9 protein-coding genes are annotated in these 13,579 nt (G+C 40.0%); 2 read left to right on the forward strand and 7 right to left on the reverse strand.

Annotation, left to right across the window (positions count from 1 at the left end; translation table 11 throughout):
* Window positions 1-41: 41 nt before the first annotated feature.
* Entirely contained in the window at window positions 42-1,076 is a 1,035-nt protein-coding gene (locus CWC02_RS08945) for an isoaspartyl peptidase/L-asparaginase family protein (RefSeq protein WP_138617767.1), read from the reverse strand.
* Window positions 1,077-1,201: 125 nt separating this feature from the next.
* Complete coding sequence (locus tag CWC02_RS08950; RefSeq protein WP_138599996.1) at window positions 1,202-1,906, reverse strand: SapC family protein; 705 nt, start codon at window positions 1,904-1,906, stop codon at window positions 1,202-1,204.
* Between the two features lie 243 nt (window positions 1,907-2,149).
* On the opposite strand from CWC02_RS08950, the gene CWC02_RS08955 reads away from it, so the two are divergent.
* A complete protein-coding gene (locus tag CWC02_RS08955; protein WP_138617769.1) occupies window positions 2,150-2,860 on the forward strand; it encodes a DUF6445 family protein in 711 nt (236 codons plus the stop codon).
* Window positions 2,861-2,897: 37 nt separating this feature from the next.
* Here CWC02_RS08955 and CWC02_RS08960 read toward each other — a convergent pair whose 3' ends face one another.
* The 5 genes from CWC02_RS08960 to pgi form a co-directional block, all read right to left on the reverse strand.
* Entirely contained in the window at window positions 2,898-4,409 is a 1,512-nt protein-coding gene (locus CWC02_RS08960) for a tryptophan halogenase family protein (RefSeq protein WP_138617770.1), read from the reverse strand.
* Window positions 4,410-4,647: 238 nt separating this feature from the next.
* Window positions 4,648-7,188 carry a TonB-dependent receptor gene (locus CWC02_RS08965; protein ID WP_171041571.1) on the reverse strand — a complete coding sequence of 847 codons (2,541 nt, stop codon included), beginning with the start codon at window positions 7,186-7,188 and terminating at the stop codon, window positions 4,648-4,650.
* An 873-nt stretch (window positions 7,189-8,061) separates the two neighbouring features.
* Window positions 8,062-8,772: a 6-phosphogluconolactonase gene (gene pgl, locus CWC02_RS08975; RefSeq protein ID WP_138617774.1), complete on the reverse strand. Its 711-nt coding sequence runs from the start codon at window positions 8,770-8,772 to the stop codon at window positions 8,062-8,064.
* A gap of 5 nt (window positions 8,773-8,777) precedes the next feature.
* Entirely contained in the window at window positions 8,778-10,250 is a 1,473-nt protein-coding gene (gene zwf, locus CWC02_RS08980) for a glucose-6-phosphate dehydrogenase (protein ID WP_054553730.1), read from the reverse strand.
* Window positions 10,251-10,520: 270 nt separating this feature from the next.
* Window positions 10,521-12,167 (reverse strand): glucose-6-phosphate isomerase, encoded by a 1,647-nt coding sequence (pgi, locus tag CWC02_RS08985; protein ID WP_054553731.1) that lies wholly within the window; start codon window positions 12,165-12,167, stop codon window positions 10,521-10,523.
* A 348-nt stretch (window positions 12,168-12,515) separates the two neighbouring features.
* Here pgi and CWC02_RS08990 point away from each other — a divergent pair, with 348 nt between their 5' ends.
* Window positions 12,516-13,547: a LacI family DNA-binding transcriptional regulator gene (locus tag CWC02_RS08990; protein ID WP_138617776.1), complete on the forward strand. Its 1,032-nt coding sequence runs from the start codon at window positions 12,516-12,518 to the stop codon at window positions 13,545-13,547.
* Window positions 13,548-13,579 lie beyond the last annotated feature (32 nt).

Below are 13,579 nucleotides of genomic sequence, written 5' to 3' on the forward strand. Positions count from 1 at the left end.
GAAACTAGGTTTTTTATTGCCTGAAGATTCGTTACAGGTAATTACTCGTCTTTAAAAATACCCACATACGTTGGTGATGTATTCGATTTACTCGCACGATACATACCAGCGGTGTTAAACGGCAAACTGATGTTACCTTTAGCATCAATGATGATCACACCACCAGTTCCCCCTACAGGCATTAATACATCGTGGATCACTTCGTTACCTGCTTCGACAATGGTTTTACCTTGGTATTTTACGCGAGCACAAATATCAGCTGCGACATTGTAGCGAATAAAATACTCACCATGACCTGTCGCAGATACTGCACATGATTCATTTTCAGCAAAGGTTCCTGCACCAATCACAGGTGAATCACCCACACGACCAAAACGTTTTGCTGTCATACCACCTGTAGAGGTACCTGCGGCGATATTACCGTTTTTATCAAGTGCAACCGCTCCAACAGTGCCCATTTTGTAATTAACTGGCAGGGCTTTGTGTGCAGCTTGGTAGTCTTTGCTGGTGACTTTTTGTTTATCGAGCTTTTCTTTTGCTTTTAATAAGGCTTTATAGCGGTGCTCAGTATCAAATAGGTTGTTTTCAACCAGCGGCATACCTTGAGTTTTTGCAAACTCTTCGGCACCTTGACCGCTGAGCATAACATGCACTGATTTTTCCATCACTAAGCGCGCCAAGTTAATTGGGTTTTCAATGTGTTTAACCCCAGCAACAGCTCCTGCTTGGCGTGTACGACCATCCATAATCGATGCGTCAAGCTCATGTGCACCGTCATAAGTATATACAGCACCGCGACCAGCGTTGAAATACGGCGAGTTTTCCAGCACATTAATTGCCGCAGTAATGGCATCTAGGCTCTCACCGCCTTTTTCGAGCACAGCATAGCCTGTTTCAACGGCTTCTTTTAGTTTTGCACGGTAAGCTTTTTCTTGCTCTGCCGTGAAGCGGCTTTTTTCAATTGTTCCAGCACCACCATGAATAGCAATAGCGAAAGGTTGATCACTACTATGGCTGAAAGTACTAAATGATAATGCGCTAAGGGCAATGGCTGAGGTGAGTAATGTTTTTAACATAGGGGCACTTATATTTATTTTAGTTTGTAAGCCCAATGTGAATAATTCGTCGCTGGTTTTCAAGCTTTAACAGACGAAAGAAACAAAAAAAGCGCCTAATGGCGCTTTTTTTCAGCCGTTTAAAATTAAGCTTGAGCTGCTTTTAAACGTGCTAAACGTGCTACTTGGTGAGTAGACGTTAAGAAAGAGTAGATTGGTGCTAAATAGCCACGCTTACGAAGGTCTAAGAACTCTTCATCACCTAGTGAGTTAAGTTTTTTCTCGTCAACAAGGTAGATACCGTTGATGTCTTTTTTCTCACCTTTGATTTCTACAGTTAGCGTTTGAGCTACTAGTAGTTCTTTGTCTGCAAGGTACTTAGTGAATGCTTCAGTTACCTGAGAGAACTCGATGAAAGAAACAAGTGCTTCTTTACGACGCTTAAGGTATTCAGTTTCTTCACCGTTTTCGAAAAGTGCATTACCTGTTTCTTCGCTTACAAGTGGGCTTGCTTCGTCGATTACGATACCAAATTGGTCAGCTTCTGGATGCTTAACAAGACCAAGTGGGTAACGAGTCATAGACATAGGTGCAAATGCAGCTGTCCATTTGCCGTCTTGAATGAAAAGGTTTTCGCCCGGCTCTAGACCAAATAAAGCAACTGCTTGAAATTTACCTGATTCGTTGTTTTTAACAAATGCCATTGGGAATTCATTTGCGATGCGTGCAAATTCGTGTGCAACCACAGGTACTAAGTGCTGAGTTTTCATGAACTCAATGTTGATGCCATTTTGAATTTTAGTGTTGGCATGTTTTTCGTTATGTAAAGGCTGTACTTGTTGCTCCGCCATGATACTGCTCCATTAATTTTATAATATGTTTTTGCTGTTAGTGCCCAAAGCCTATAGGTTTTGGCAACAAAAAGGAAGTGAAAATTTTGTGGCAGTTTGTACATTATAAATTAACAAATTTACCCATGTTGCTAATTAACCTTAAGTGATGAAAAAACAAGCTATAAGCAAGTAAATATTATCACGCATAAGCCACTATTTTTGTTAGTATATTCCACAATTATGGAAAGACTGGGGCAAACAATGGAAGGCTATCAATTAAATAAAGACTATAAAGTAAGCCAAGTGTTTATTGGTGAAATTAATGAAGCCGTTATTATTGTTGATGACTTTTTACACAGCGTTGAGCCTATTTATCAATTTGCCACAGAGACAGCCTATTTCCAGCCTTTTGGCAGCGATGGCACTCTATACCCTGGCAAACGAGATGAAATGCCTGCGCCTTACTACCGAGCTTTTGAGCAGCTACTTAACGAGCTTTTAGAGCAAGAAATCATTACAAGCGGTGAAAATAATTTATATCTTCACCGCTGTAAGCTTTCATTAGTTACTCAAAATGCGGATGAATTAAATACCTTGCAGCGTATGCCACATATTGATTCAACGGATGATAAAACATTTGCAGCAGTGCATTATTTGTCAGACAAAGAATGGGGTGGCACAGGCATATATAAATACCTACCTGAGAACATTATTAAAGTGACGGCTGATAACCAAAATAGCGTGCATAACATGATTGCTGATACAGAAAAACACAGCGCAACTCATCCTGGCTATTTAAATGAAACAACAGCGCTTTTTGAAAAAGTTGTGGATGTTGAAGCCAAGGTCAATAGGCTCGTAATTTATAAAAGTAATCTATTACATAGCGCAGCTCTTTTAAATCACAAAAAGTACTGTAATGATCTAAATAACAGTCGTTTATCTATCTCCTCATTTTTTAGAATCGACTGAGTTGGCTAATACGTATTAGCCAGCTCAGTTAATAAAATTAGTACTTCTGTAAGCCAAATTTCTTTATTTTATCTAACAGTTCTCTGTGCTTAGGTAGCTCGCTTAATAGCTGATTGACGCGCTGCTGTTTAAATTCAGCAACTTGTTGATTGTCGCTCTGCTTAGATTGCTGTTTGGCAGGTACATAATGCATACCAAACAGTACGTATAAGTAGTTTTCTAAGTCGAACAAATCGAACTTACTAGCAAAGTCTTCGCGTACCGGTGTAAAGCGCTGCCAGCGTGCTAGGTTATTTTTTAGTTTTTCTGATAACTGGTCGGTTTTTTTGTTATCACGCCAAAAAGCCGAATCAGTTCTATCCGAAATACAGTAATGCATTTTTATAAAATCAAACGTTTGTTGCCATACATAATTCACCTGCTGATTGTATTCATCAGCAACTAAGTTAATGTCCTCTCGGGTACGCGGAAAACGTTTAGCTAATAACCCCGCAGAAAAGTCTGCAATTAAGATGGCAGTTGCTTCAAGAGGCTCAACAAAGCCTTGCGACAACCCGATAGCCACACAGTTTTTGTGCCACATTTTTTCTCTGTGCCCTACTTTCATCGGGATCTTTCGTGGCGTTAAGTGCTCAAATTTATTACCTAAATAATGATGCAATTTAGCGTTTGCTTGCTCATCGCTCATATACTTAGATGAATAAACAAACCCCACTCCTCTTCGCTCTGTGAGCGCAATATCCCAGATCCAACCAGCTTGGTGTGCCGTAGCAATAGTATAAGGTGGTATTTCATCATCGCTTTGTGTCGGTACTTGCAATGTGATTGCAGTATCAGTTAATAAACTAGCTGACTTATCAACAAAGCCCACCCCTAGTTTTTGCCCAATAAAGGCAGCCGAAAAACCGGAGCAATCAATAATAAAGTCAAATTCTAAGGCGTTAGCTTCTGAGTCGATTAGATGTGTAATAAAACCTTGCTCATCAAAGCTAACATCCCTTATTTCTGCAAGCAGGTGTTTAACAGCAAAATGTTGCGTGGCATGGCTTCCTAAGAATGCAGCAAACTTTTTAGCATCAAAATGATAGGCATAGCCATTGATACCTGCATATTGCGGTGTCGCAATTGTTTTCGGTGCTAGGTTATTTTCACAACATGCATGCTGCTTAGAAACAAAATCTGCGTAATCATTACCGTTACCCTCAGCAAGCCACTGCAGCGTTAAATCTTCACCAAATATATGTGGGTGATCAAATAAGTGATGGTAAAAGTTAGCACCATGTTTGTGTTTATCTAGCCAATTTACAAACTTGATTGACTGCTTAAAAGTAACATCACATTCATTGATAAAGTCACTTTCGCTGATACCAAACTTTTGCAAAGAGTTGCGCATCGAAGGAACAGTACCTTCACCGACACCTATGCTGGCAATATTAGGTGACTCGATTAACGTGATCTCAATGCCACTTTGCAAAAGCGCATGGCCTAAATGGTTAGCGGCTAACCAACCTGCTGTTCCGCCACCAACAATTGCGATTTTTTTTATCATTTTCACTCGCCCACTTTTATACCAATTCGCTTAATTAAATGGTCTAGTTTGAGGCAAGAAAACCTTGTTGATAACAAGGCAAAAATTTCGTTATTTAGTTGTTCTAAATCAGAAATTTTTAACGCAGTTAGCGACAGGTTTAATCCCTCAAAATGACTAAGTATTATTGCGGGTTGGTATTACTCACAAAAAAGCCCAGTGCGAGCTGGGCTTTCTTAATTTCGTTATCTAAATCAAATTAGAAACGTAGTGATACACCTAGCTTGTAGCGTGCTTCACCTTCAAAGCTCCATGCTGGGTAGCCGTTACGAAGCTCAGGAACTACTTCTGCATCAGAAGGAGCAACACCGATTTGTACGCTGTCTTCTTCAGTTAAGTTAACAGCTTCAAACGTTACGTCAATGTTATCAGTTACGCTGTAGTTAGCACTGAAATCAAGAGTACCGTATGATTGGTGCTCACGGTTACCGTAGAAACCAGGAAGCTCACGGATCATGTACTCTGAACGCCAGTTATAAGCTAAACGTGCTGAGTAAGTATCTGTTTCATAGTAACCCACTAAGTTCACAGTATGCTTAGACGAATCTGAGAATAATGGGATCATATCTGGGTAGTTTTCAGCTTCTGATGGTGCATCTACGAATGTGTAGTTTGCTGAGTAACCAAAGCCACTGTCAAAGCCATCTTGAATTTGTAGCTCGATACCTTCGATTTGGCCACCACTTGCATTAAGCTTAGTAGATAGCGTCCAGTTATCACCTTGAGTATCTGGGTCTACAACACCGATTTGTTGATTCAAGATTTGGCTTGAAGTAACAAATGATGTGATGTCTTTGAAGAAGTAAGTTGCACTTACCATACCGTCACCATCAAAGTACCACTCAATACCTAAATCAGCTTGAGTTGCTTTGAATGGGTTAAGGCCTACGTTACCTTTAGTTAGTACTTCGTTATTTGCTGTACCATCAGCGTAACCTGCAAAAGATGATGCAGAGAACATATCTGTGTAGTTAGGACGAGCAATTACTTGTGCTGCAGAGGTACGTAAAATTACATCTTCAGCTAAATCGAAAGCGATATTGATGCTAGGTAATACGTCGTTGTAGCTCGCTTTATCTGTGCTTAGAGAGCTTTCGTACTCACCGTTTGCAAAACCGTAGTAATCTGATTCTGCATCTGTAGAGATATAACGTAAACCGAAGTTACCGCGGATAGATTCTGCAGAGAACTCTGCCATTGCGTAAACTGCAAAGTTCTCTTCTTCAATTGTACCGTAACCTGAGCGGTATACAGCTGAATCATTATCGAAGCTTACAATTGCAGCACGTGCATCTGCTACCATTTTGTCAAAATCTGGCTTTGGTAAAGTGAAACCAGCACCTGATGACATAGTACCTGAGTAGTAAGTCTCACCATCACCAGTTGGTAATGTATCAACTAAAGTAGTTGAGTAAGTCTCTTGTTTTACTTCATGGTCAGCCCAACGGAAACCTGTTTTGATTGCTGTGATAGCACCAAAATCAACAGGGAAAGAAAGGTCTAACTGTGCGTAAGTTTCTTCATCTGTGTTAGGTTGCTTTTTAAGTGCCCAACCAGCTGGAGATAATGGACCTGCAAAATCTGATGCTTCAAAGTATTTGTTATTGATATCAATTTTGATCACATCACCAGTTGCATCATAAGTACCCGCGTAATCAGATGGAACACCAATGAAGTTACCGTAGTTTGCAGTAAGGTCTGTACCACCTTCTGATTCAGTTGTACCGAAACGACCTTTTAATGTGAAGTTTTCACCTTCGTATTTAAGGCTGAAATCAGCTGTGTCAGATGACATGCTCGCAATACGTGCCCAAGTTTGAGTCCAACCTGGATTTACACCTTCACCAGTACGACGATAGAAAGTACATGTACCTGATGCATTTGTTTGCTCACAAGCTGCTTCTTTGTCGTCAGGGAACATTACGAAGTTTGAGGTATTTGCATTGTTTGCATCTAACTCAAGGCTCATGATGTTTAAACCTAGCTCTAGGTTTTCTGTAGGACGATACTGGAAAGTTGCATTTAATGCTGTACGTTCACGCTCTTGTTGGAACGTAGTAGGAACAATATCACCCCAACCGATCAGTGATTCGATACCGTTACGTTGGTAGTTTGTTTCAGCCCAAGATACTGAACCTAATAAACCGAATGTTTCTTCGTCATTTTTCCAGCTAAATAAGCCAGAAACTTGAGGGTCTGTTTCTTCAGAGATTGTGCCGTAGTCGGCTTTTGCACTTAAGAAAGTTGTACCAGCGTCAAGATCAAGTGGCTTACGAGTGTTAACAATAACAGTACCACCAACACCACCTTCTACAACGTCAGCTTGAGAAGATTTATAAACTTGGATTTCACCAACTAATTCAGGTGGTAAAAGCGTATAGTTGAAGCTACGGTCGATTGATTGTTGGTCATACCAACCTGTTGATGCAACAGTTTGACCGTTTAAAAGTGTGCGTGTTAATTGGCTTGAAGCACCACGGATAGACACTTGCTGACCTTGACCGAATTGACGGTTAACAGCAACACCTGAAATACGACCTAGTGCTTCACCTACATCGCCATCAGGAAACTTACCGATGTCTTCTGCAGATACAGCATCGACAACGCTGTCAGCAAAGCGCTTAGTATTCATTGAAGCTTCAAGTGAACGGCGAATACCGCGAACTTCAATTACTTCAACATCTTCTTGAACTTTAGTTTCATCTGCTGCGTATGCAGCGCCAGTGAACCCAGCACTCATTACGAGGCCGATATTAACTGCTAATAAGCTTTTCTTAAAATTTTTAGCTAACACAGGATTCCCCTTGAATCATTTTGTTGGTTTTTTATATCACTTCTGCCCAGTGATGATGACAACGCTGTCATCTAGTAACAAACCATACACTCTAAATTACATTTGTGCTACATCTTTTTGGTTAATTTGTGCAAAAAATTTACAACGAAATAATCAAGTTATTGATATAACTAATATTTAATATTGAGTTTTTAAGAATTGTTACAAATAAACGGCGCAAATATAGCATGAGTGATATTGCAGATGAAAAGACCAAAAGGATGAGTTTTTGAAATTAGCTAAAAATTACATGTATTTTTGTAAGCTTTAGTTTCCACTGGGCATTTATTAACCATAACTAAAAGTTATATAAAACCTGTTATCTAACAATAAATTAGCTTAAAAAACTAACGTGTTTCTAAAAGCGCGCTGTCATGTACAAATTATTTTTAACTTTTTCTGGGCAGAATGAGTTAAAGGGAATATTGAGAATAGCAATCAACAACAATGACAGCGTTGTCATTTTTGATTATATAGAGCCCCTTTGTACTTGTCTAACACTTTATCGGCTATTTAAAGAAAGTGTATTTATTCAATACTGTTTGTTATACCAATTCGCTTAATTAAGTGATCTATTTTGAGGCAATAAAACCTCGTTGATAACAAGGCAAAAATTTCGTTATTTAGTTGTTCTAAATCAGAAATTTTTAACGCCGTTAGCGACAGGCTTAATCCCTCAAAATGATTAAGTATTATTGCGGATTGGTATTCAAGGTGAGTATTTAAAAACAAAAAAGCGAGCATAATAGCTCGCTTTTGGCATAGAGTTTTATTGGGCGATTAAGGCGCCCAATAAACTTCAATATTGATATGCGGGTGATTCAATACTGCACGTAAAGGCATGTCAGCAACTGCACCGCCCTCTTTCGCTTGCTTGTAAACAGCGAGTTTTTCTTCACCACTAATTAAAAGCTTCACAACTTTAGAATCTGCAATCGCAGCTAAAGTTAACGTCATACGCTCAGTGATTTTACCTGTTACATCGCTTTCAATGGCATTAATTGCACATACTAAATCATCTGTTGCTAGACCGTGTTCAAGACCTTCGGCATGAGGGAAAAGAGAAGCCGTATGACCATCAGGGCCCATGCCTAAAATCGTCACATCAAAAGGACGCTTTAATGCTTTGTATGCAGCTTCACATTCAGTTACACCGTTTTGCGCCGTTAATGCGTCATTTTTCATTGTCACGAAATTAGCAGCTGCGCCATGGTTTTGTAATAGCGTGCTTTTGATAAATGCTTCATTACTTTTTTCATGATCAGCATCAACCCAACGCTCATCAACCATAGCAACATCAATGCTTGCCCAATCAAGTTCAAGGTTTGATAAGTGCTTATAAGCAGGTGCTGGCGATGAGCCACCCGACACCATCAATACCGCACGGCCATCTTCTTTAATACCAGCAACAAGGCTTTGTTCAAGGCTTGAAGAAAGTTCAGCTGTTAATTCGTCTTTGTTTGCAAAGAATTTTTCAACAATTGTTGCCATCTTAATTACGCCTTATCGCCTGTGTTAAACCAAACGTGGTTGTTTTCTTCTAAAAGCTCATCTGCATCTTCAGGGCCCCACGTACCTGCACGGTATAACGATGGTGCACCTTTTTCTTGCCAACGCTCGATGATTGGGTCAATCCATTTCCATGCTTGACGCACTTCATCACGGTGAATAAACAGCGACGGGTTGTTTGCTGCGGCATCTAACATTAAGCGCTTATAGGCATCTGAATGAAAACCATTACTGTACGCTTGCGATAACTCAATGTTCATGGTTACTGGTTCTAATTGCATCTCAAGGTTATCAAGGCGCTTAGACATCAGTGTTAATTGAATTGTTTCTTCTGGTTGCAGACGAATAACAAGACGATTTGGCTCAATGTTACCTACGTTGTCGGTATAAACGTTGTGAGATACTTTTTTGTATTCAACAACGATTTCAGCACAACGCTTTTTCATACGTTTACCAGTACGAAGATAGAAAGGCACGCCAGCCCAGCGCCAGTTATCGATGTGCGCACGAATAGCAACAAAAGTTTCTGTTTTACTCGCACCTTCGTTTAATTCTTCTAAGTAACCAGGGACGATTTTACCGTCTAAGTTACCAGGTACGTACTGACCACGTACAATGTTTGCATCAACATCTTCAGCCACTAACGGACGTAACGACTCAAGTACTTTTAGTTTTTCAGTACGGATGCTGTTTGCGTTTAGTTTATTTGGTGATTCCATTGCCACTAAACAAAGTAATTGTAGCAAGTGGTTTTGTACCATATCGCGTAATGCACCCGCTTTATCGTAGAAACCAGCGCGGCTTTCTAAGCCTACTGTTTCTGATAAGCTAATTTGGATGTTATCGATTGATTTTGCATCCCACAGGTTTTCAAACAATGAGTTTGAAAAACGTAGTGCCATTAAGTTTTGTACTGTTTCTTTACCTAAGTAATGGTCAATACGGAATACTTGCTCTTCTTTGAAGTATTCAGCAATTTTTGCATTGATTGCTTCAGCAGATTCACCACAGTAACCAATCGGTTTTTCAACAACAACACGAGATGTTTCTGTGATTAGACCTTTCTTTGATAAGATTTCACAGCAGCTACCATACACTGCAGGTGGTAAAGAAAGGTAAAAAACACGAGACTTGTCAGCGTCGTGTTCATCAAGAATATCTCTTAATTTGTCCCAGTCATCATCTGCTTCAGTCACATTTGATACAACTGGCACAAGGTAAGCTGAAAACGCTTTCCAATCTTTTGCGTTGTACTCACCTTTACCTAAAAAGTCTTGTAACGCTTTATGTGCTGTTTCGATGTATTCTTTACGTTTGCTTTCTTCACGTACCGTAGGAAGGATACGAGAACCTTGAGGAAGGTTGCCCTCTTGATAAGCGCGATACATTGCAGGAAGTAACTTACGTAACGCAAGATCACCGCCGCCCCCAAAAATTACGATATCAAATGGATTTAACATATATCACTCTCTACATTGGCAATGCCATGTTCATCCAATTCATGCAATATGGCAGTGCGTGTTGTTATCTGGTTGATGTGGCCTGTTAGACAATATCCTTTAACAAAGCCTGTTGAATTTGTTTGTAAGTAGCTTACTCATTCTTTTTATGTTGGCTGAAGTAAATGAGTCTTAGGGGCTCTGTAAATCCTCTCACAAAAATACAGGCCCTAAGAACTCCAGCGCTACCCGTTCAAAGGTATTCGGTTTGCAGCTAATACTGCGAATCTTTTACTGCTTACGATGTGTCTTATAGTAAGCGATCAGCCCATTGGTTGAACTATCATGTGGATGACTGACTTCATCATCAAATAATTCAGCTTCAATTTTAGAGGCAAGTCCCTTACCTAGCTCTACACCCCATTGGTCAAATGAACAGATTTCTAAAATAATGCCTTGGCAGAAGATCTTGTGCTCATAAAGCGCAATTAATCGTCCTACCGTTTTCGCATCAACTTTATCTAATAACATTGACGTTGTTGGGCGATTGCCTTGGTGAATCTTGTGATTCAATAATTCTGAGATTTCTGCTTCAGATTTACCTTTTGCGGTTAAATCTGCAGTTACTTGCTCTGCATCAACACCGGCCATCATCGCTTCGGTTTGTGCAAAGAAGTTTGATAATAAAATATCATGGTGCTTGCCTACATTGACTTGCGGCTCAATTGAAGCAATAAAGTCTGCAGGTACAATTACATTACCTTGGTGTAGACATTGGTAAAAAGCATGTTGACCATTAATACCTGTCATACCCCAAATAATTGGAACCGTCGTGTAAGGAACCGTTTCACCTGCAAAAGTAACATGCTTACCGTTACTTTCCATCTCACCTTGCTGTAAATACGCGGGTAACATGTGTAGTGCTTGGTCATACGGTAAAATAGCTTGCGCTGTATAACCTAAAAAGCTTGTGTTCCAAACACTTAAAAGCGCCATTAATAATGGTACGTTATTTTCAAATTCAGCATTTTTAAAATGCTCATCAATTTCAAACGCACCTTCTAGGATCTCTTCGAACGCGTCGAAGCCTAGGTACAGGGCGATTGGTAATCCTATCGCACTCCATAAAGAAAAGCGACCGCCTACCCAATCCCACATTGTGAATACGTTTTCATCAGCGATACCAAAGGCCGCTGTTTTTTCTAAATTGGTGCTTACAGCTACAAAGTGCTTAGCAATGTGCTCTTGCGCTTGTGCCGTTTGTAAAAACCACTCAACAGCCGATTTAGCGTTAGTCATGGTTTCTGAGGTGGTAAACGTTTTTGACGAGATAACAAATAACGTTGTCTCAACGTCTAAACCTTGTAAAACAGATGCAATCTGAACACCATCAACATTTGATACATAATGTACATTTAATGTGCCATCAGCATAAGCAGCAAGCGCTTCTGTTGCCATTTGTGGGCCTAGATTTGAACCACCGACACCAATTGCAACCACATCTTTTACTGCTTTTCCTGTGTAGCCTAACCACTCACCACTGCGTACCTTACCAACAAAGGCTTTCATTTTAGCAAGCTCAGCGTTAACAGCATCTGTTACGTTTTCGCCATCAACCATTACAGCTGTGTTAGCGCGGTTCCGTAAAGCAGTGTGAAGTACAGCACGGTCTTCAGTAATGTTAATTTTCTCACCACTGAACATTTTTTCGCGCCATGCGCTAATATCACACTCTTTCGCTAAAGCAATTAATTGTTCAAAAACAGTTTTATCAATTTGTTGTTTCGAGTAATCGAATAATACACCCGGGATCTGAGCAGAGAATTGCTCGAAACGCGTGCTATTTTTGGCAAATAAATCTTTAAGATGAATTTGTTTCATCTTCTTGGCACTTTCAGATAGTGCTTGCCAACTAGCTAATTGCGAACGGCTGCTCATATATTTAATCCCCTTCAAAACTTGCAACAAACTGATTCTTAACTATCTTTTTATTATATTGAATAAAGACAGCAATTAAAAACACGGTGTGAAATCAACACTAAGTTAAAATGACAACGCTGTCAATGTTCTACTTTTACATTTTATAGTCGAGATAATAGCGCAATTTTTCTCTTTTGACACCGGTATCATAAAAATTATCTCAATTATTTTACTGCTAATTTGGTAGAACATTAGATACACTAACTAACTTATATTAAATATAGATGTACATATAAGAAAAAGCGTCTGGTGAATACCCGACCGATAATATTATAATACAAATATAACCAACTATAAAGCAACAGTATGAAAGTAACCATTAATGATGTAGCCAAGCTCGCAGGTGTTTCAATGAAAACCGTTTCACGAGTGATTAATAAAGAGCCATCGGTCAGAAAAAAAACGTACGATATAGTGATGGACGCTGTTAACACGTTAAACTATCAACCAAACCTTGCTGCTCGTAACCTAGCAGGCACATCGTCTTTTACTGTTGGTTTAGTTTATGACAACCCGAATGCTTATTATGTCATCGACATGCAAAACGGTGTGTTGTCGCGTTGTAAAGAAGAAGGCTATGAGCTGGTTATTCATCCATGTAACTATCTGGATGGCAACATGGAAGAAGACTTTAAAACCATGATCAAGCGCTCTCGCTTAGCTGGCCTTGTATTAACGCCACCGCTGTCAGAGCAAAATAGCATTATTGATATGCTAGATGAGATGGGCATTCATTATGTTCGCGTACTCTCTGGCCGCCCTACTGAAGAAGACCAAGACACTTGTATCTATGTGAACGATTACGCAGCTGCGTACGAAATCACCTCTCACCTACTCTCGCTTGGCCATAAAAATATTGGTTTTTTATGCGGTGACAAAGAGCATAAATCAACAACTGAACGTTTAGAGGGTTATCAGGCCGCGTTAAAAGATCACAGCATTCCATTGCATGACGCGCTCATCTACGAAGGCCAGTATTCTTTTGAGTCAGGTGTAGAAGGCGCAAAAGCATTGTTAGGTGAGAATAACCCGAAAAACATCACAGCCCTACTTGGCGGTAACGATGAAATGGCAGCGGGCGCGTTATTCGCCTCACGCTTAATGGGTATCGAAATTCCACAGCAGCTATCAATTACGGGCTTCGAAGACTCACCGTTCTCGCGTCAGACTTGGCCTAAACTAACCACAGCACATCAGGCGAATGATGTAATTTCGCAGCATGCAGCCCGTTTACTGTTTAGAAAAACCCGTGGTGCACGTAATCAAGATAAAGACATCATCACGACCTTTACCCCTTCATTAGTAGTACGGGAAAGCTCAGGTCCTACAACGGCCTAATTTATACAAGTTACGAAAAAGCCGCTCTATAG

The organism is Pseudoalteromonas sp. S2721 (assembly GCF_005887425.1).
Classification (GTDB): Bacteria; Pseudomonadota; Gammaproteobacteria; order Enterobacterales; family Alteromonadaceae; genus Pseudoalteromonas; species Pseudoalteromonas simplex.